The organism is Klebsiella sp. D5A (assembly GCF_001620885.1).
GTDB classification, from domain to species: Bacteria; Pseudomonadota; Gammaproteobacteria; order Enterobacterales; family Enterobacteriaceae; genus Klebsiella; species Klebsiella variicola.
The window spans coordinates 26,769-44,853 of record NZ_LOAR01000004.1 but is presented as its reverse complement, the minus strand read 5'-3'; the positions used below and the strand labels follow the sequence as shown (position 1 = coordinate 44,853).

Annotated in this window: 17 protein-coding genes and 2 tRNA genes; 11 read left to right on the top strand and 8 right to left on the bottom strand. The window is 55.6% G+C overall.

Annotated features, from left to right (window positions below):
* Nucleotides 1–3 precede the first annotated feature (3 nt).
* From AS136_RS06190 to purB, 3 genes are read right to left on the bottom strand one after another with little or no spacing between them, the layout of a single operon-like run.
* The gene (locus AS136_RS06190) at nt 4–1,188 is read right to left on the bottom strand and encodes an amidohydrolase (protein WP_039104075.1); all 1,185 of its coding nucleotides are present in this window, start codon (nt 1,186–1,188) and stop codon (nt 4–6) included.
* Nucleotides 1,189–1,725: a GNAT family N-acetyltransferase gene (locus AS136_RS06185; protein ID WP_008804194.1), complete on the bottom strand. Its 537-nt coding sequence runs from the start codon at nt 1,723–1,725 to the stop codon at nt 1,189–1,191.
* Complete coding sequence (gene purB, locus AS136_RS06180) at nt 1,722–3,104, bottom strand: adenylosuccinate lyase (protein ID WP_023322906.1); 1,383 nt, start codon at nt 3,102–3,104, stop codon at nt 1,722–1,724. The genes AS136_RS06185 and purB overlap by 4 nt, the downstream gene beginning before the upstream one ends.
* 365 nt (nt 3,105–3,469) lie before the next feature.
* On the opposite strand from purB, the gene AS136_RS06175 reads away from it, so the two are divergent.
* From AS136_RS06175 to AS136_RS06165, 3 genes are read left to right on the top strand one after another with little or no spacing between them, the layout of a single operon-like run.
* Nucleotides 3,470–4,555 (top strand): iron-containing alcohol dehydrogenase family protein, encoded by a 1,086-nt coding sequence (locus AS136_RS06175; RefSeq protein WP_008804196.1) that lies wholly within the window; start codon nt 3,470–3,472, stop codon nt 4,553–4,555.
* A 4-nt stretch (nt 4,556–4,559) separates the two neighbouring features.
* On the top strand, nt 4,560–5,891 hold the full coding sequence (locus AS136_RS06170) for an LLM class flavin-dependent oxidoreductase (RefSeq protein WP_008804197.1): 1,332 nt from the start codon (nt 4,560–4,562) through the stop codon (nt 5,889–5,891).
* Between the two features lie 21 nt (nt 5,892–5,912).
* Entirely contained in the window at nt 5,913–7,124 is a 1,212-nt protein-coding gene (locus AS136_RS06165; protein ID WP_012541202.1) for an aminotransferase class I/II-fold pyridoxal phosphate-dependent enzyme, read from the top strand.
* 237 nt (nt 7,125–7,361) lie between these two features.
* Here AS136_RS06165 and AS136_RS06160 read toward each other — a convergent pair.
* Together AS136_RS06160 and mtfA are read right to left on the bottom strand one after the other, a co-directional pair.
* Nucleotides 7,362–7,437, bottom strand: a tRNA-Asn gene (locus tag AS136_RS06160).
* Nucleotides 7,438–7,537: 100 nt separating this feature from the next.
* The gene (mtfA, locus tag AS136_RS06155) at nt 7,538–8,338 is read right to left on the bottom strand and encodes a DgsA anti-repressor MtfA (RefSeq protein ID WP_162493238.1); all 801 of its coding nucleotides are present in this window, start codon (nt 8,336–8,338) and stop codon (nt 7,538–7,540) included.
* Nucleotides 8,339–8,428: 90 nt separating this feature from the next.
* On the opposite strand from mtfA, the gene AS136_RS06150 reads away from it, so the two are divergent.
* Nucleotides 8,429–8,518, top strand: a tRNA-Ser gene (locus AS136_RS06150).
* A 274-nt stretch (nt 8,519–8,792) separates the two neighbouring features.
* Here AS136_RS06150 and ompC read toward each other — a convergent pair.
* Complete coding sequence (ompC, locus tag AS136_RS06145; RefSeq protein ID WP_012967656.1) at nt 8,793–9,938, bottom strand: porin OmpC; 1,146 nt, start codon at nt 9,936–9,938, stop codon at nt 8,793–8,795.
* A gap of 527 nt (nt 9,939–10,465) precedes the next feature.
* Here ompC and drpB point away from each other — a divergent pair.
* The 4 genes from drpB to AS136_RS06125 all read left to right on the top strand — a co-directional run bounded on the left by drpB (nt 10,466) and on the right by AS136_RS06125 (nt 13,449).
* Complete coding sequence (gene drpB, locus AS136_RS06140) at nt 10,466–10,747, top strand: cell division protein DrpB (RefSeq protein WP_063266710.1); 282 nt, start codon at nt 10,466–10,468, stop codon at nt 10,745–10,747.
* A 42-nt stretch (nt 10,748–10,789) separates the two neighbouring features.
* Nucleotides 10,790–11,497 carry a phosphohydrolase gene (locus AS136_RS06135; protein WP_022065155.1) on the top strand — a complete coding sequence of 236 codons (708 nt, stop codon included), beginning with the start codon at nt 10,790–10,792 and terminating at the stop codon, nt 11,495–11,497.
* Nucleotides 11,498–11,573: 76 nt separating this feature from the next.
* Nucleotides 11,574–12,974, top strand: coding sequence for a DNA cytosine methyltransferase (locus tag AS136_RS06130; protein WP_012967658.1), 1,401 nt, complete (start codon nt 11,574–11,576; stop codon nt 12,972–12,974).
* Nucleotides 12,955–13,449, top strand: a complete 495-nt coding sequence (locus AS136_RS06125; RefSeq protein ID WP_008804204.1) for a very short patch repair endonuclease — start codon at nt 12,955–12,957, stop codon at nt 13,447–13,449. Before AS136_RS06130 ends, AS136_RS06125 begins: the two co-directional genes overlap by 20 nt.
* Here AS136_RS06125 and yedA read toward each other — a convergent pair.
* A complete protein-coding gene (gene yedA / locus AS136_RS06120) occupies nt 13,424–14,335 on the bottom strand; it encodes a drug/metabolite exporter YedA (protein ID WP_008804205.1) in 912 nt (303 codons plus the stop codon). The genes AS136_RS06125 and yedA overlap by 26 nt on opposite strands.
* Nucleotides 14,336–14,517: 182 nt before the next feature.
* Here yedA and AS136_RS06115 point away from each other — a divergent pair, with 182 nt between their 5' ends.
* Both AS136_RS06115 and dgcQ read left to right on the top strand, forming a co-directional pair.
* Nucleotides 14,518–15,429 (top strand): DUF808 domain-containing protein, encoded by a 912-nt coding sequence (locus tag AS136_RS06115; protein ID WP_008804206.1) that lies wholly within the window; start codon nt 14,518–14,520, stop codon nt 15,427–15,429.
* Between the two features lie 115 nt (nt 15,430–15,544).
* Complete coding sequence (gene dgcQ, locus AS136_RS06110) at nt 15,545–17,224, top strand: cellulose biosynthesis regulator diguanylate cyclase DgcQ (RefSeq protein ID WP_063266742.1); 1,680 nt, start codon at nt 15,545–15,547, stop codon at nt 17,222–17,224.
* A gap of 299 nt (nt 17,225–17,523) precedes the next feature.
* Here dgcQ and AS136_RS06105 read toward each other — a convergent pair whose 3' ends face one another.
* Nucleotides 17,524–17,745, bottom strand: a complete 222-nt coding sequence (locus AS136_RS06105; RefSeq protein WP_032691215.1) for a YodD family protein — start codon at nt 17,743–17,745, stop codon at nt 17,524–17,526.
* A gap of 133 nt (nt 17,746–17,878) precedes the next feature.
* On the opposite strand from AS136_RS06105, the gene dsrB reads away from it, so the two are divergent.
* The gene (gene dsrB, locus AS136_RS06100; protein ID WP_012541227.1) at nt 17,879–18,070 is read left to right on the top strand and encodes a protein DsrB; all 192 of its coding nucleotides are present in this window, start codon (nt 17,879–17,881) and stop codon (nt 18,068–18,070) included.
* The last annotated feature ends 15 nt before the right edge of the window (nt 18,071–18,085 follow it).

Genomic DNA, 18,085 nt, shown 5'->3' with positions numbered 1-18,085 from the left:
GATTCATGCGCTTTTATCCTTGCTGTTTATTTCCGCACTGAGAGTGCGCAGCGCTTGTACCGCCAGTTGCGACAGGTAATGTGCAGTCGGAAACAGGGCGCGATCGTCAACGCGAAATTGTGGATGGTGCAGCGCGTAAGGGCCTCCGGAGCCGATCATGATGAATGCGCCGGGCAATTTTTGCTGATAGAACGCGAAGTCCTCCCCTATCGGGCTGGCTTCAACGCGACGGGCTTCAAAGCCGGAGCCTTCACCGTGCGCCAGCGCGAAATCCACCCATTTAGCCGTATTGACCACTGACGGCGGGCCTGGCTGCCAGTCGAGGCTGATGTCGGTATCAAATGCCGCAGCGATACCCGTAAGAACCTGCCGCAAACGGCGTTCGATCAGTTCCCGTGTGTCCTGATTAAAGGTGCGGACGGTGCCTTCCAGCCAGGCGGAATCCGGGATCACGTTCCACGTACTCCCGCTGTGAACCTGTGTGATAGAAACCACTGCGTTGTGTGCGGACGGCACGTTGCGGGCGATCAGGGTTTGCAGCGCGGAAATCACCTGTCCGGCGATAATAATCGGGTCGTTGCCTTCGTGTGGACGCGCCGCGTGGCTGCCGGTACCGGAGATAGCGATCGCAAAGCGATCCACGCCGGCGGTTAATGCGCCGTCTTTGCTGCCGATAACGCCAACCGGCAAAGAGGGATCGTTATGAATGCCGAAAATGACGGCAGCGTTATCGAGCGCGCCGGTGCTAATCAGCGCCGGCGCACCGTGACCGGTTTCTTCCGCCGCCTGAAACAGAATGCGCACCGTGCCGGAAAGCGAATCTTCCTGCGCTTTCAGCAAAATCGCCGCGCCAAGCGCCGCCGAGGTGTGGAAATCGTGGCCGCAGGCGTGCATCACTCCGGGATTTTGCGAGGTGTAATCCACAGCGGATTTTTCTTCAATCGGCAGGGCATCGATATCAGAACGTAGCACCACCAGTTCGCCGGGATTGATGCCGCCAATTTCTGCCACCAGACCAGTTTTGAGCGACAAATCTATCACGCGGATTTGATACTTCTCCAGTACCGCCCGGATACTGGCGGTGGTGTTAAATTCGTCGTTGGACAGCTCCGGATGGCGGTGCAGGTGGTGGCGAAAATCCTGAATAAACGCCGCCAGTGGCTGATGTTCCTGCGTGATATCTAACATTTAAACTCCTGTAGGTGGCTGACGTTCCAGCCAGCGGGCGTGGCTTTTTTCATCGAGAATTTTTTTCAGGTACAGCGTGATATGTCCTTTGCCGAGGTCTCTTTCAAAGACCGGCTGAAAACCCAGTTTTAGGTACATATCGCGCAGCCACGGATGGCTGGTGGCGGTACCGAGTGAGTAAGCCGGGGCTTTCAGTTCGCGGATCAGAATGTTGTCTTCCAGCCAGCCCAACAGTTTTTTGCCGAGGCTCTGACCGGCGTAATCTGGATGCGTGCCAAACCAGCCAATATGCGGCAGGCCCAAAGGGCCCGGCATTGCGCCCCACGGGAAGCGCAGGGTAACCGAAGCCGCCATCCGCTGGTCATCAAAGAGCGCAAACACCGCATGATCGTCGAGGTGTTGTGTCACGCGTACCAGATCGGCGGTGGCAGCATCAAACTGAATCCCGAGCGCTTTGATTGGCGCGTAGGCGGCCAGCATCAGTGTCAGATAATCGTGTTTATCATCCAGCGTCAGCCGCCTGAAATGTTGTGTCATAACCCAGATCCCTCAGGAGAAGTCAGATGACCGGACTGCTCGGCAAAGCGGATGACGTCATCGACTTTTTGCGCGGCGCAGCCGGTGTAATGAGCCGGATCTAACCAGTGGTCAAGATCCCGTTCAGTAATACAGGCCGCCAACACCGGATGCGCAAGCAGAACGGTTTTAAAAGCGTGTCGTTTTTCAAACGCCTGCATGGCGCATTCATAAATCAGATGATGCGCGGTTTGTTTACCGAGTTTTTTACCGACCTCAAACATCACTTTTTCGGACAGCAGCAGGCCGTCCTGCATTTGCAAATTCGCAAGCATGCGTGCTTTATTGACCGTCAGGCCGGAGAGAATCGACTGAGCATTTTGCAGCTGTGCAGAGAGATAAATCGAGATTTCCGGCAGGGCGATCCACTCGGCGCGCCAGCTCATCGCATCACGTTCATGCTCTACGTGCATCGACTGATAAATCAGTGATGCGCTGTGCAACAGCGGCTGTGTCAGGCTGGCAAGACCTTCGAGGGCTGCGGGATTGCGTTTGTGCGGCATGGTAGTGGAGCCGATTTTCCCGCTGCTGAACGGTTCCTCGACTTCATTAATTTCGGTGCGCATCAGGTTGTAAAGTTCGTTGCCTATTTTGCCCAGAGTGCCGCTGATCAGCACCGCCACCGAGGCGTATTCTGAAAAGCGGTCACGCGCAGCCTGCCAGCCGATATTCGGCGTACTGAGGTTCAGGCGCGCCAGTGTGCGGCGTTCTACCTCCGGACCCACTTCGCCAAGCGCAGCGTAGGTACTGATCGCGCCGCTGATATTACCGGTCAGCAGACGCGGCGTGATGGCGGCAAGACGGTCGAGATGACGGATAAACTCATCCAGCCAGACGGCGACTTTAAAGCCAAACGTGGTGGGCAACGCCTGCATACCGTGGGTGCGGCCTGTCATCAGCGTGTACTGATGCTCACGCGCCAGCGCTTTCAGCTCATTCGCCACGGCGGTGCTGTCACGGACGATCACTTTCAGAGTTTGTGCCAGCTGTAAAACGGTGGCGGTATCGATGATATCCTGCGTGGTTGCGCCGTAATGAATGTATTCCCCTGCGTCACCGCATTGCTGTTGCAATGCGGTGAGCACCGGCATCAGAGAATGTTTCATCTGCGCGCCGGAGGCGGCGATGTCCTTAATATTCAGCTGGCTGGCATTGGCCAGCTCCGCAATGCTCAGCGCAGCCTGTTGCGGAATCACACCCAGCTCACCTTCGGCCAATGCCAGCGCAACTTCGACATTGATTTGCTGTGTCAGACGATTTTGCTCTGACCAGATTTCCCGCATTTCGGGTGTGCCAAAATTGTTGCCAAGTAAAAGAAAATCTATCGGATGTGAGGACATAATACTCTCGTCTTATATAAGGGATAATTAACGTTGTTTTAAGATCGTCATTAAAAACACGATATCGAAATGGCGTATCAGGTATGGGGTGATGCCAGATGCGTCTGTTTTCATTGCGTTAAATTAGCCCTGTCTGACACTATCATTTCTTTGATCCAGCACAGCATGCAAGGGGTTTATAGGCTATAGCAAAAATCAATCTATGCTATTGAGAATAAGTTAATAAGGATCCCCACTTAGCACTTTGTTAATTTTTTCAATTCTCGTAGGATGCTTTTAATAACACTTGAATATATCCCATATCAAATTCCTGTTTAATTACGGGGAGTTTCTCTTTAACCAGACGACAAATACAGGGCATCGATGTGTTCGCCATAAAATCACCGCAGACCTATCACCATCAGCCCGGCCTGCTTTCACGCACCGGTGAGCTACTTGCCGTTCATTCCTCCGATGTCGCGATCATCACCAGCCCGAAAGCGTGGCGGGCGGTGAATCCGCAACTGGAAACCAGCCTGGAGGCAGCCGGTATTCGCTGGCAGGTCAATTTTCTCACCACGGAATGTACCGATGCGGCTATCGAAACCCATCTGAACAGCGTGCGGGAACAAAACGCCACGCTGGTACTGGGCATTGGCGGTGGGCGGGTGCTTGATTGTGCCAAAGCGGTGGCGAATCTGCTGTCCCACGTCGGGCTGGTGACCATACCGACCGTTGCCGCGACCTGTGCCGCCTGGTCGCCGGTCAGCATTATTTATAATGAGCTCGGCGGGCATGTGCGCAGCCAGCCGTTGTCGCGTATGCCGCTGATGCTGCTGGTCGACACGAATGTGATTGCGCAAAACGATGTGCGTTATCTCAAAGCGGGCATCGTGGATGCGCTGGCGAAATGGTACGAATTCCGCCCGTATAAACAGAAAAGCGACGACAGTCTGGCGCTGAACCTGAAAGTTCAGGCGGCAAAACTGGCGGTGGACGTCTTTGAACAATACGGCGCTCAGGCGGTGCAGGACAACGCCCGCCATGAAGTCACACCGGCGCTGATGAAAGTTATCGACGCCAATATCGCGGTGGCAGGTATGGCTAACAGCATGCGCGATGAAACCCCTGCGCCGGGCGTGGCGCACGCGATCCATAACCGTTTCACCCATCAGCCGGAATTGCATGACTGGCTGCACGGCGAGAAAGTGGGTTTCGGGTTGCTGGTGCAGTCCCTGTTGGAAAGCGATGACGGCCAGCCCGAGGTGCAGTTGCTGTCGTTGTTACGTGAATATGACGCGCCACTGTCATTGCCGCCACTGAATGGTGACCGGGAGGCGATCATCGCGGCCATTGCCCGCGAAGTAAAATTCTCCGCCGAAAATGCCGCCCGTTTACCGTTTTCAATAGCAGCGGAAAATATCGAAAAAGCCCTGCGGAAAACCGAAACTCACTATTATTCACAGGGATAACGCCATGACCTCTGATTCATCTTCTGCAAAAAACACACGTCAATTGCGTCTTGGCCTGTTTGTACAGCCGCTCGGGCATCACGTCAGTGGCTGGCGCTTAACTGAAAACCTTGGTTCGCCGACCGACATCGACTGGCTGACGGGGATCGCCAAAAAAGCCGAAGAGGGCAAGTTCGATATGTTCTTCGTCGGCGATGCTCTGGCGACCAGCGTCTACCGGTTGCCGTCCACCATGGCGCGGCTTGAGCCGCTGACCTTGCTGTCGGCGCTGGCAGTGCAAACACGCCATATCGGGCTGGCCGCCACGGCTTCAACGACATTCAGCGATCCGTTTAATCTGGCACGCAGCTTTTCTTCTCTTGATCACATCAGCCACGGCCGCGCGGCGTGGAACGTGGTAACGTCGTTTTCCACTGACGTGGCGCGCAATTTCAGCCGCGACGATATGCCCACGCATGCCGAACGTTATGCCGTGGCGCATGAGTTTCTCGAGGCGACATTCAAACTGTGGGAAGGCTGGCAGGAGGGGGCGGTGCAGCCGGACAAGGCCAGCGGCCAGTATTTCGTGAACGAGAAAATCCAGCCGGTGAATCATCAGGGCAAGTATTTTCAGGTACAGGGTCCGCTGAATATCACTCGTTCGCCGCAGGGGCGTCCGGTCATTATTGAAGCCGGTTCTTCTGCTGACGGCCAGAAACTGGCGGCGGCCACGGCTGAAGTCGTGTTTACTGCGGCCGCCACGCTGGAAGAAGCGCAAACGTTTTACCGTGCGCAGAAACAGCAGGTGATTGAGGCTGGACGTAATCCAGATCATGTGCTGATTTTGCCAGGCGTAATGCCCATCGTGGGCCGCACGCTGGAAGAAGCCCATGAAACCTGGCGTGAACTGAATTCGCTGGTGGATATTGATAACGGCATCCGCCAGCTTTCCACCCGTTTTAATATGGATCTGAGTGCGTTTCCGCTCGATGGACCGGTGCCGGATGTGCCTGCTGGTGAAGGTAATCAGAGCCGAGTGAAACTGCTGACCGATCTGGCGTATCGCGAAAATCTGACCCTGCGTGAACTGGCCGCGATTGCTGCCGGTTCGCGTGGGCACCGCGTACTGGTCGGTACGGCGGACGTTATCGCCGATGATTTCCAGCACTGGCTTGAAGAAGGCGGGGCAGACGGTTTCAACATCATGCCTGCGGTGATGCCGGAACAGCTTTCGCTGTTTGTTGAGCTGGTGATCCCCGAATTGCGCCGTCGCGGGTTATTCCGTGAAGAATATGAATTCAGCACGCTGCGTGAAAACCTTGGTCTGCCTGAGCCTGACTTTAACCGCCAGTCTTAACTTTAGCGTTGGAACATTACGATGACGATTTCTTTGTCAGACCGCGTTCAGCGCGTGTCACTTTCCGCCAATGCAGCGGCGAAACAGCGCACCAATGACCTGAAAAAAGCTGGGGTGGATATTTTGGATCTCACCACCGGTGAGCCGGATTTTGATACGCCCGCTCACATTAAACAGGCGGCATACGAGGCGATTGCGGGTGGTGAAACCAAATACACGCCGACGCCGGGCATTCCAGCGCTGCGTGAGGCGGTGCGACAGAAATTGCAGCGGGAAAACCGGCTGCCATTCGCTGTTGCCGACATTATGATTGCCAACGGTGCCAAGCAGGTCATTTTCAATGCCTTTGCCGCTACGCTCAATGATGGCGACGAAGTGATTGTGCCGGTTCCGTACTGGCCGACATTTCCGGACAGCGTGCGTTTTAACGGTGGCACACCGGTTTTGGTTGAATGTCATCTGGAGCAGGGCTACAAACTGACGCCGGAACAGCTGGCCGCCAGTATTACGCCGCGCACCCGCTGGCTGGTGCTCAATCATCCAGGTAATCCGAGTGGCGCGGTATATTCCGCCGCGGAATTGCAGGCGCTGGCCGCCGTCCTGCGCGGACATCCGCAGGTGCTGGTCATGCTTGATGACTTATATGAGCACATTCTGTTTGATGGCTGTGAACACCAGAATCTGCTCAACGTGGCCGCTGATTTACAGGGGCGCAGTCTGCTGGTGGGCGGCGTATCCAAAACTTATGCGATGACCGGCTGGCGGATTGGTTTCGGTGCCGGGCCACAAGCGCTTATTGCCGCCATGACCGTGGTGCAGTCGCAAATCAGTTCCGGTGCCAGTTCGGTGAGTCAGGCGGCTGCGCTGGCAGCCTTTAACGGCGGGCTGGATTTTATTGCGCCACAGGTGGCGGCTTATCAGCAACGGCGCGATGTGATAACCGACATTCTGGCGAATATTGACGGGCTGGAGTTGCGGGTGCCGCAGGGCGGTTTCTTTGTCTTTTGCCGCTGCGCCGGATTAATCGGACGTTACCGGCCAGACGGGGCGAAAATCGAAAACGAAGCTGACGTGCTGGATTATCTGCTGGAAAGCGGTGTGTCCGGCGTTGGCGGCAGCGCATACGGCTTGTCGCCCTATTTTCGATTATCGATTGCCACAGACAGTGCCACGGTAGCTGAAGCCGGGCGGCGCATTGCATCGGCCTGCGCGAAACTCAGTCCCGCTGAGTAAACTTAAAAGGTTTTTCGGTAGGCTTGAAACTGCGGAGTTTGGTGTCGCAAAAGACATAGATCACCGTAAAATCGAACTGAAATGACCCAGAATATTGCCTGATGCGGAGGAAGGAATGAAAATGCATCAGGAAAATTTTTCACGCTAACTTGTTGAATCTACATCGTATAAAGATTCGTGAAGAGGCATGGAAATTGAAAAGCAAAAAGCCTGCTCGAAAGCAGGCTTTTTTAAATTTGGCTCCTCTGACTGGACTCGAACCAGTGACATACGGATTAACAGTCCGCCGTTCTACCGACTGAACTACAGAGGAATCGTGTGAACGAGGCGCATACTACTGGCCCCGCATTTTTGTGTCAACACTAAAATTAACCTGCTGATTCAACTGGCTAAATTTAGCTCAAGGCGTTGTTTTAGTGAACAATGCGCCGATTGTCTTCATCCTGCAGGCCATTCTCACGTATCCGCTGCAGCGGATCCTGCTGGTAGAAGTGGCAAAAACGCTGCCACAGGGCGGGGAAGCGGGGCGCGAACAACTCGGGCGCGCTGAAAAAATATTCCGAGAGGACGGCAAAGCACTCCGCGGGGTCGCTGGCGGCATAGGCGTCAATGCTGGCGGCGCTTTCCCCCACCAGGTCTATCTCATCCTGAATATTGTTCATTGCCGCGTGGAGATCGTGCTCCCAGCCGGCAACCTCGCGTAATGGGATAAGCGGCACGCCGCTGGCCCGATCGCCATTCCTCGCATCCAGCTTATGCGCCACCTCGTGCACCACGAGGTTAAAGCCTGACGCATCAAAGGAGTCCTGAATATCCAGCCAGTTCAGCACTACAGGCCCCTGCTGCCAGCTTTGTCCCGATTGCACCACCCGCTGGTTATGGACCAGACCAATATCATCTTCCCATTCATCATCCACGACGAACGGGGCTGGGTAGATCAGCACTTCATGGAAACCGTCCAGCCACTCTATTCCCAGCTCAAGCACTGGCAGACAAAAGAGCAGGGCAATGCGTGCCTGATGCAGCGGGGTGAGCTCCAGCCCCTGCAGCGCCACCAGACGTTTTTGCTGTAAGAAACGGGCAGCCAACTGAGTAAGCTTGCGCTGCTCAGTGGGAGAAAGATGGGCTAAAACCGGAATGGCAAGCGCTTGCTCCCAGGGCATCTCTGCGTTGCCGGACTCATCATCTGCTTTCCAGGGCCATTTAAACATCATATTGCTCGCAAAGTCGTCACTTGAACACGATTACCGAAACGGGAGCTATTAAAATGCCAAAGATCCTGGCATTATAGCAACCACAACAGCGGAGAGATGCCGGAGCGGCTGAACGGACCGGTCTCGAAAACCGGAGTAGGGGCAACTCTACCGGGGGTTCAAATCCCCCTCTCTCCGCCACTTTTCTCTTAATGACCATTCCCCTTCAATCATACCGTTAGCTTCAGGTATAACGCCTGCGCTGGGGTATCGCCATCATCATCGTCCTGGTTTCAGCGTAGAGACGCGGTAGCGCGCTTTATCCTTTTAGGACCTTATCGCCGCTTTTTGCCCGAACGAGCTTAAACGCATCATAAAGAGGGAAGGTACGCCTGGAAAGCGGCAATGTCGAAAAGAGTGATCTCAACGGAGCGGGAACATAAAAAAGCCCGCTGAACGCGGGCTTTGACGGGGATCAGAACTGATAGACCAGGCCGAGGGCGACGATGTCATCGGTCGCGATACCGCTGTTTTTGTAGAAGCGGTCATCTTCATCCAGCAGGTTGATTTTGTAATCCACATAGGTGGACATATTTTTGTTGAAGTAGTAGGTCATGCCCACGTCGACATACTTGACCAGATCCTTGTCGCCGTAGCGAGAATAGGTGTAGAGATCTTTACCCTTCGACTGCAGATAGGCGACAGACGGACGCAGCGGTAAATTAAAGTCGTCAAACTGATACTGCGCGACCACTTCGAAGTTCTGCGTTTTGTTGGCAATCCCACCAAAACTATCGTTGCCGTAGAAGGTCATGTTGCGGGTTTCAGCATACATGGCGGCCAGATAGATGTTGTTGGCGTCATATTTCGCGCCGACGGTCCAGGCGTCGGCTTTATCGCCATTGGCGTAGCGCTGGCTGCTACGAGCCTCTGCCAGCTGGTTATGGGTACGGTCAGAAGACGAATAGGCCGCACCGAAGCTGATGCCCATATCGAGATCGTAGTAGCTGGAGATACCGAAACCGTCGCCATTTTCCCGCGCCAGTTTACGTTTGCCGCCGTTATTAGTGCCTTCGCCAGAACCGGCGTTTTCATTATTACCCTGATACTGCAGGGCGAAATGCAGACCATCGACGAGGCCGAAGAAGTCGCTGTTACGGTAGGTTGCCACGCCGTTGGTACGGCCGGTCATGTAGACGTCGGTCTGGGTGTAGGTATCGCCGCCGAATTCCGGCAGCATATCGGTCCAGGATTCAATGTCGTACACCACGCCGTAGTTACGACCGTAATCCAGTGAGCCGTAGTCGGCAAACTTCAGACCAGCGAAGGCCAGACGGGTCCAGGAGTTTGCGCCTTCTTTTTCAGTGGTATTTGCCTGAATGTTGTATTCCCACTGACCGTAGCCGGTTAACTCGGAAGCGATCTGCGTTTCGCCTTTTATACCAAAGCGAGCATAGGTCTGATCGCCATCCTCTGAAGTGTCGTCAGAGAAGTAGTGCAGGCCGTCGACTTTTCCGTAAAGGTCCAGTTTGTTGCCGTTGTTGTTATAGATTTCCGCGGCATTAACGGCATTGGCCATTAATAATGCCGGTACCATGAGTGCCAGTACTTTTCTTTTCATTATATATTCCCTTTTAATAATAATTTCTATGAATTATGACAATCCCTCCGGAATGACTATCAGATACTAACGACTAAGTTCATTTTTATTTAAAATAAAATATGTAAATAAATAATGTAAAATATTTCAATTTATTTCCATTTGGTTCTTTATATTTTTTATGGATGATTTTGAGTGAGGTATTATTTTGTTATATAGCAATAGGATATGGTGTCATTTGATAGATTTTGTTAACTCAATGAAATGGGTTGTATGAATTAACATCAAGGCATCATTCATCACGAAAATTGCTTTTAGGCTGGGAAAAATAATCAATACATTAAGCGACCTCCCGCGCCGGAATAAACTTTTCGCATGGGGAGAAGAATAAATAAAACACTCCAGCGCCCGCTCACCGGCAGCATAAGTCGCAGGTTGACGCAGAAGATGGGGATGAAACTGCTGCCTGCTGCGCAGGTTGGCGGTATAATGTGATGCTTGTCACGTTTTGAGTGGCGGTAGTGTGTTGTGTCACGGAGAGGAATGAGATGGAAGAGCAGGCAAAACGTAGCCCCGGAGGGAAGCTCGCGTTATGGGCGTTGTATGCTTTTTGCGGATATTGTGTCTGGGTCATCGTGCGTTACTGGTGGGTGGTCGGAAAAATTCACAGCGTTCCCGGCACCAGCGTGGAGGGCGATTTGGGAACCACGGCGGGAAAATGGCCTGGCGCGCTGTTGGGGATGTTAGTCCTTGCGGGCATTGGCGCGATCCTCGGGGCGGTTGTCTGGTATACCCGGCCGTCTCGCGGCGAGCGGGATCATCAGCGGTAAAGTTGCTATGCTCGAGGCTGACCTTCACATAAAGGAAAGCCTATGAACCTGGTTGACTGGCAGCAACGATATGAGCACTGGATACTGACGCACCACGCGCAGGATGATGCCGCACACGATCTGTCCCATTTTCGTCGCGTCTGGGCCACGGCTACCCAGCTGGCCGCCGGGGAGGAGGTCGACCGACTGGTACTCCTCACGGCCTGCTATTTTCATGACATCGTCAGCTTGCCGAAGAATCATCCGGAGCGAAGCCGTTCCTCGATGATGGCCGCTGAGAAAACCCTCGCTATTCTACAGTCGTCATTTGCCGATTTTCCCGCGGAGCGTTACGCGGCGGTCAGCCATGCCATTGAGGCGCACAGCTTCAGCGCGGCGATCCCGCCGCGCACGCTGGAGGCGAAAATCGTCCAGGATGCCGACCGTCTTGAGTCGCTGGGGGCGATTGGTCTGGCGCGCGTCTTCGCCGTCGCCGGCGCCCTGAATACCATCTTGTTTGATGCTGAAGATCCATTTGCTGACCGGCGGGCGCTGGATGACCGCCAATATGCCCTCGATCATTTCCAGTGCAAACTCCTGCGCCTGCCGGAGACCATGCAGACGGCCAGAGGAAAAGAGATGGCGCAGCACAATGCCCGCTTCCTCGTCGAATTTATGGCCAAGCTTAGCGCGGAGCTGCAGGGGGAGCCGCTGGCGCTGGATGAAGCGGTTTTACGCCGCTTTGCACCGCAGGCGTCAACCGACCGGTGATTTATGGTACTCTCTGCAAAAATCGTCCGCGCTGGTTGAGGATATGCCGCAAAAGTTAATTAAGGAAAACAGGTCGTTGCCGCTGGCTGAGCAGGCCGGGGAAGAGGCTCAGGCGCTGCTGCGTCAGCTGATGACGATCTATGATGTGAAAACGCTGGTCGCCGAACTGGTAAGCGTCGGCGAACAGCACTGGAGCGCGGCGATCCTCAAGCGCGTGGCGGCGCTCTCCCGCGCGGCGGGGCGTTTGCGTCCGCAGGAGATCGCCCATCTGGCGACGCTGCTGCCGGCGCCGCCAGCTCATCACCCGCATTATGCGTTCCGCTTTGTCGATTTGTTTGCCGGTATCGGCGGGATCCGCAACGGTTTTGAAGCCATCGGCGGGCAGTGCGTCTTTACCAGCGAGTGGAACAAGCACGCGGTGCGTACCTACAAGGCCAACTGGTACTGTGATCCGCAACAGCATCGTTTTAATGAAGATATCCGCGATGTCACGCTCAGCCACCGCCCCGATGTCAGCGATGAAGAAGCGGCGCAGCATATCCGCGAGACGATTCCTCAGCATGATGTCTTACTGGCCGGCTTTCCCTGCCAGCCTTTCTCACTCGCCGGCGTCTCCAAAAAAAATGCCATGGGGCGCGCGCACGGCTTTGCCTGCGAAACCCAGGGGACGCTATTTTTTGATGTCGTGAGAATTATCGCCGCGCGTCAGCCGGCGATTTTTGTGCTGGAGAATGTCAAAAACCTCAAAAGCCACGATCAGGGGCGCACCTTCCGCATCATCATGCAGACGCTGGATGAGCTGGGGTATGAGGTGGCCGATGCCGGGCATACCGGGCCGGATGACCCTAAGGTCATCGACGGGCGCCATTTCTTACCACAGCACCGGGAGCGCATCGTGCTGGTGGGTTTCCGCCGCGACCTGCAGCTGCATGAAGGATTTACGCTGCGCGATATCGCTGCGCTCTATCCGGCGGTGCGGCCGACGTTTGGCGAGCTGCTGGAGCCGACGGTGGATGCCAAATTTATCCTTACGCCGGTGTTGTGGAAATATCTCTATCGTTATGCCCGCAAGCATCAGGCGCGGGGTAATGGCTTTGGTTATGGCCTGGTAGACCCCGGTAATCCCCACAGCGTGGCTCGAACACTCTCTGCCCGCTACTATAAAGACGGTGCCGAAATTCTCGTCGACCGCGGCTGGGACCGGCCGTTGGGCGAGCAGCATTTTGACGATCCACAGAACCAACAGCGGCGGCCTCGCCGGTTGACGCCGCGCGAATGCGCCCGGCTGATGGGCTTTGAATCGCCCCAGGGTTCACGGTTCCGCATTCCAGTGTCGGATACCCAGGCCTATCGTCAGTTCGGCAACTCGGTGGTGGTTCCGGTCTTCGCCGCGGTGGCGAAGCTCCTGGCGCCACGTATCGCCCAGGCGGTGGCGCGTCGCGAAGCGGATGATAACGATGGCGGATGTTCACGATAAAGCCACGCGCAGTAAAAATATGCGGGCTATCGCCACGCGCGATACGGCGATTGAAAAGCGGATAGCGGCGCTGCTGACCGGGGCGGGATTCACCTTTGTCGCCCAGGATCGCGCGCTGCCAGGACGCCCCGATTTCGCCTTACCCGACTACCGCTGCGTTATCTTTACTCACGGCTGTTTCTGGCATCACCATGACTGTTATCTGTTTAAGGTGCCGGCCACCCGGACGGCTTTCTGGCTGGATAAAATCGCTGGCAACGTGGCGCGTGACGCCCGCGACCGGCAACAGCTGGCTGAGCAGGGCTGGCGGGTGCTTATCATCTGGGAATGCGCCCTGCGCGGCCGGTTGAAACTAAATGATGAGGCGCTCACCGAGCGTCTGGAAGAGTGGATCTGCGGCGCCGGGCACGACGCGCAGATCGATACGCAGGGGATCCGCGAGCTGGCGTTTACTTCGCCGCCTTGCAAGGAGTAGCTTCGCTGCGGGCGGGGAAGAGATATTTTCCCAGCGTCACCAGCACTACGGCGAAAATAATCACTGCCAGCGCCAGCCATTCAATGAGCGACAGGCTTTCACCGCCAAACCCGGTGCCGAGCAAGACGGCCACCACCGGGTTAACATAGGCATAGCTGGTGGCTACCGCCGGGGTGACGTTGCGGATCAAAAACATGTAGGCGTTGATGGCGATTAGCGAGCCAAAGATAGCCAGGTAGGCCAGGGCGGCGATCCCGGACCACGAGGGGACATGGGTTAACGTCTCACCGGTCAGCCATGACGAGACCAGCAGGACGATCCCGGCGGCGAGCATCTCGATAGCTCCCGCCATCATGCCGGTCGGCAGCTCAATCCGCGACCCGTAAACCGAGCCGAACGCCCAGCTTAGCGAACCAATCAGGATCAGCAGCGCGCCCCAGGGGTTGCCGTTCAGGTTGCCACCGCTGTTGAGCATGACGATACCTGCCAGGCCAATGGCAATGCCCAGCCACTCCAGTTTACGGGTGGCGATGCCGAAAAAGCGGCTGAAACATAGCGTGAACAGCGGCACGGTGGCGACCATCACCGCCGCGATCCCTGACGGAACGTGCTGATGTTCGGCGAGAGTGACGAAGCCGTTGCCGACGGCAAGCAGCAAGACCCCGATCAGCGCAGCGTTAAGCAGCGGCCGGCGGGCTGGCAGCTTATGGCCGGTGGCCAGCAGCCAGCCCAGCAGTAGCACGCCGGCAGAGAGAAAGCGAATACCGGCCATCATCAGCGGCGGCCAGCTGGCGACGCCGACGGCGATGGCAAAATAGGTAGAGCCCCAAATGATATACAGCGCAAACAGCGCCCCGATAAGCGGTAACAGCTGACGGGTAGACATACTTCCTCACGACGGTGCAGAGATAGAAAGGGGACATATAGTAAACGTGAAAACTATCGCGCTGGCGAGCGCTTAATTTGCGCGAGTTTGTTAAATTTATATTGACTAATTGTACCTTGGGCACCGGCCGTTTTTTAACGCATACTCGAGGGAGACATTGATGAAAAGAGAAGGAAATTATTTTGGCAGGAAGTAGTCTTTTAACATTACTCGATGATATCGCCACGCTGCTGGACGATATTTCCGTGATGGGCAAGCTGGCGGCGAAAAAAACAGCCGGGGTATTGGGCGACGATCTGTCGCTCAATGCTCAGCAGGTGACCGGCGTGCGAGCGAATCGTGAACTGCCGGTCGTCTGGGGCGTGGCGAAAGGTTCGTTCATTAATAAAGTGATCCTCGTGCCGCTGGCGCTATTGATCAGTGCTTTTATCCCCTGGGCGATTACGCCGTTGCTGATGCTGGGAGGCGCATTCCTCTGTTTTGAAGGGGTGGAGAAGGTCCTTCACAGCCTGGAGGCGCGTAAGCACAAGGAAGACCCTGCGCAACGGCAGCAGCGTCTTCAGGCGCTGGCGGAACGTGACCCGCTGGCCTTTGAGCGTGACAAAGTGAAAGGGGCGATTCGCACCGATTTTATTTTGTCCGCGGAAATTGTCGCCATCACCCTCGGCATTGTGGCGGAAGCGCCGCTGCTCAATCAGATCCTGATCCTCTCGGGGATCGCGATTCTGGTCACCATCGGGGTCTATGGCCTGGTGGGGGTGATCGTTAAGCTGGACGACATGGGCTACTGGCTGGCAGAGAAACGCGCTGCGCTGGCGCAATGGCTGGGCAAAGGATTGTTAGTGGTAGCCCCCTGGCTGATGAAAGTGCTCTCCATCGTTGGGACGCTGGCGATGTTCCTTGTCGGCGGCGGAATTGTGGTTCACGGCATTGCGCCACTGCATCATGCCATTGAGCACTGGAGCGCGGGGCTGGGCGGGATATTGGCTTCCCTGCTGCCGGTCATTGCCAACCTGGTGCTGGGTTTTATCATTGGCGCAGTGGTGCTGGCGGGCGTGAAAGTGGTGAGCAGTCTGCGCCGGTCAGTGAAGTAGAGTGGCTGCACGCAGTGTGACGGCGCTGCGTCGTCTACGCTAAAAGCGCGCCCGGCGTCGACACCAGCCGGGGCGCTGATGTCGTCAGGTTTGCGCAACGTACTGCGAGATAATGATGGATAAGCCACTTCGGTTGAAGATAAACAAGCTCCGCCACCTGACTCGCCCGGCGCATGTGGTTAACGTTTGTTTTATTGTGGTGCTTTTTTTCTCCACGTTACTGATCTGGCGTGAAATCAACGTTCTGGAAGAGGCCTATGTGGCCAACCAGCGCAATAATCTGGCTAATGTCGCCCATGAAATGGATGGGTTGCTGCAGTTCAATATTGACCGGATGATGTTTTTTCGCCACGGCATGCAGTCTGCCCTTGAGCAGCCGCTCGATATCGACGTATTGCGTAGCGCCAGTCAGCGCTATCTGAGCCAGCGTCACCAGGAGGCCTGGCGAGTAGCGCTGCCGAATCGTCGTACGCTGCCGGTGTTTGGCGTCTCGGGGAGCGTCGTCGGTAACAACCCTATACTGCTGAAGGACGATCCGCTCGCGGCTGATGAGTTGATGGCGACGCTGGAGCTGGGGTATCTGTTGAATCTGACGCAACATGACCGCGATTTCGCCGAGCGGATGCAGTATATCTCTCGCAGCGGCTTTTTCACCTCGACCCTGCCGCTGCGGGACGAGTCGCAGGTGATGACCCACTATTCGCAAGCCATCAGCACCCTCTGGTTTACCCGACAGAGCCAGCGGAATAATCCGGGGCGGGGCGTTATCTGGCAAACCTTTCCTGACGATGACCCGCAGCTGGAAGAGCAGGTGGTCACCGCTTCGATACCGCTGGATTTCGCCGGTTACTGGCGCGGGGTGCTGGCGATGGATTTCTCGGTCAGTGAAATAAAAGCGTTTTTGGTCAGCGCCATGCAGGGCGGGCAGGAGGGGGAGTACCAGCTTTATGATAGCCATTTGAACCTGCTGGCCTCTTCCGCGCCGGGGAATGTCCTGACGCTATTGTCCCCCAGGGAACAGGAACTGCTCAGCCGCGCGTTTGTCCATGATAACCAGGGGGGGCTGCGCTTGCTGACGCGCTATATCAGCTGGGCCAAACTGCGCAATTTTGACGGCGTGTTGCTGCGGATCCACACCCTGCGGGAAGGCGTGCGGGGCAATTTTGGCACCATCACCATCGCCCTGACCCTGATGTGGGTCCTCTTCACCTTGATGCTGTTGCTCTCCTGGCTGGTGATCCGCCGCATGGTCCGCAATATGAGCGTCCTGCAAACCTCCCTTGAATGGCAGGCATGGCATGATGCCTTAACCCGTCTGCTCAATCGCGGGGCGCTGTTTGAACAGGCGATGGCGGTAGCCAGCGCCTGCCAGCGCAGTGGACGGCCGCTGTCGGTGATCCAGCTCGATCTGGATCACTTCAAGCGCATCAACGATCGCTATGGCCATCAGGCGGGTGACAGAGTGCTGTCGACGGTGGCCAGTACCCTTGCCAGCACCGTTCGTGAGGGTGACTTGCTGGGCCGCGTGGGCGGGGAGGAGTTTTGTGTCGTGCTGCCGAATACCACACTACAGGACGCGGTGGCGGTGGCAGAGCGGCTACGCCAGCGAATTCAGGGCCGGGAGGCCTTTTTACATAACAATGTGACGCTGCGGGTCAGTGCCTCACTGGGGGTCAGTACCAGCGAAGAGCAGGGGGAGTATCAGTTTGAAGCCTTACAGTCGGTGGCCGATCGTCGTCTCTATCTGGCAAAGCAGAACGGCCGCAATCAGGTCTGTTTTCGCAGCGAAGCGTGAGCAAAACGTTTCGCCCGAATCAGGCAAAATGAGATTTTTCTTAAAGTGTTCGACGGGGATCGCGCTATCGAATGAAACCGGTTTGCGGCGAAGCCTTCTCGCATCAGCCCTGCAGCCCTGCTCAAAGCAAAGCGCTAACATTCTCAATAATTTGCGTCATGAATATCGCTTGTCATGCAAAATAATTGAGGATAATGTTTTAACGCATCGGATTTCCCGGTGTAACGAATTTTCAAGTGCTTCTTGCATTAGCAAGTTTGATCCCGACTCCTGCGAGTCGGGATTTTTTTCGCCTGCCGTTAGCGGTTAACTTCACTGGCGCTGAAATCGTGAATGTCGAGCTCAAATGCCTCCGCCAGTTCGCGCCAGGTATGTGACCCGCGGCCATCAATGCTGGCGCGCTGTGGGTCGTCCAGAGTGCGATGGATTTCACTTTCGCTAATCTCATTAATCGCTGCCAGTAGCGCATCCACGTTGACATCAACGTCATTTCCGGCCTGGCCAGTCAATCGATTCTTCATCATTACCCCCTCGCTGAGCGTCGCTCAAGCCTCTTTAAGTATAGTCGGTCTAAAAAAACACCAGTCATGGGCCGCGACGCTGCGAGTTGCGTGGTTTTGTTCTACACTGGCTGAAAAATAGAGGAGAGTGAATATGCAGGTGAACGATCGTGTCACGGTGAAGACCGACGGTGGCCCACGTCGATCGGGGGTAGTGCTGGCAATTGAGTCGTTTAGTGAAGGGACGATGTATCTGGTTTCGCTGGAAGACTATCCTTTAGGGATCTGGTTTTTCAACGAAATAGGGCATCCGGATGGGATCTTCGTCGAAAAAGAAGCCTCATAAAACGGGACTGGCGGT

Bases quoted from the DNA above. Each gene is read 5' to 3' on its own strand.
- AS136_RS06190 (WP_039104075.1), bottom strand. From the start codon at position 1,188: ATGTTAGATATCACGCAGGAACATCAGCCACTGGCGGCGTTTATTCAG.
- AS136_RS06185 (WP_008804194.1), bottom strand. From the start codon at position 1,725: ATGACACAACATTTCAGGCGGCTGACGCTGGATGATAAACACGATTAT.
- purB (WP_023322906.1), bottom strand. From the start codon at position 3,104: ATGTCCTCACATCCGATAGATTTTCTTTTACTTGGCAACAATTTTGGC.
- AS136_RS06170 (WP_008804197.1), top strand. From the start codon at position 4,560: ATGACCTCTGATTCATCTTCTGCAAAAAACACACGTCAATTGCGTCTT.
- AS136_RS06165 (WP_012541202.1), top strand. From the start codon at position 5,913: ATGACGATTTCTTTGTCAGACCGCGTTCAGCGCGTGTCACTTTCCGCC.
- mtfA (WP_162493238.1), bottom strand. From the start codon at position 8,338: ATGATGTTTAAATGGCCCTGGAAAGCAGATGATGAGTCCGGCAACGCA.
- ompC (WP_012967656.1), bottom strand. From the start codon at position 9,938: ATGAAAAGAAAAGTACTGGCACTCATGGTACCGGCATTATTAATGGCC.
- drpB (WP_063266710.1), top strand. From the start codon at position 10,466: ATGGAAGAGCAGGCAAAACGTAGCCCCGGAGGGAAGCTCGCGTTATGG.
- AS136_RS06135 (WP_022065155.1), top strand. From the start codon at position 10,790: ATGAACCTGGTTGACTGGCAGCAACGATATGAGCACTGGATACTGACG.
- AS136_RS06125 (WP_008804204.1), top strand. From the start codon at position 12,955: ATGGCGGATGTTCACGATAAAGCCACGCGCAGTAAAAATATGCGGGCT.
- yedA (WP_008804205.1), bottom strand. From the start codon at position 14,335: ATGTCTACCCGTCAGCTGTTACCGCTTATCGGGGCGCTGTTTGCGCTG.
- dgcQ (WP_063266742.1), top strand. From the start codon at position 15,545: ATGGATAAGCCACTTCGGTTGAAGATAAACAAGCTCCGCCACCTGACT.
- AS136_RS06105 (WP_032691215.1), bottom strand. From the start codon at position 17,745: ATGAAGAATCGATTGACTGGCCAGGCCGGAAATGACGTTGATGTCAAC.
- dsrB (WP_012541227.1), top strand. From the start codon at position 17,879: ATGCAGGTGAACGATCGTGTCACGGTGAAGACCGACGGTGGCCCACGT.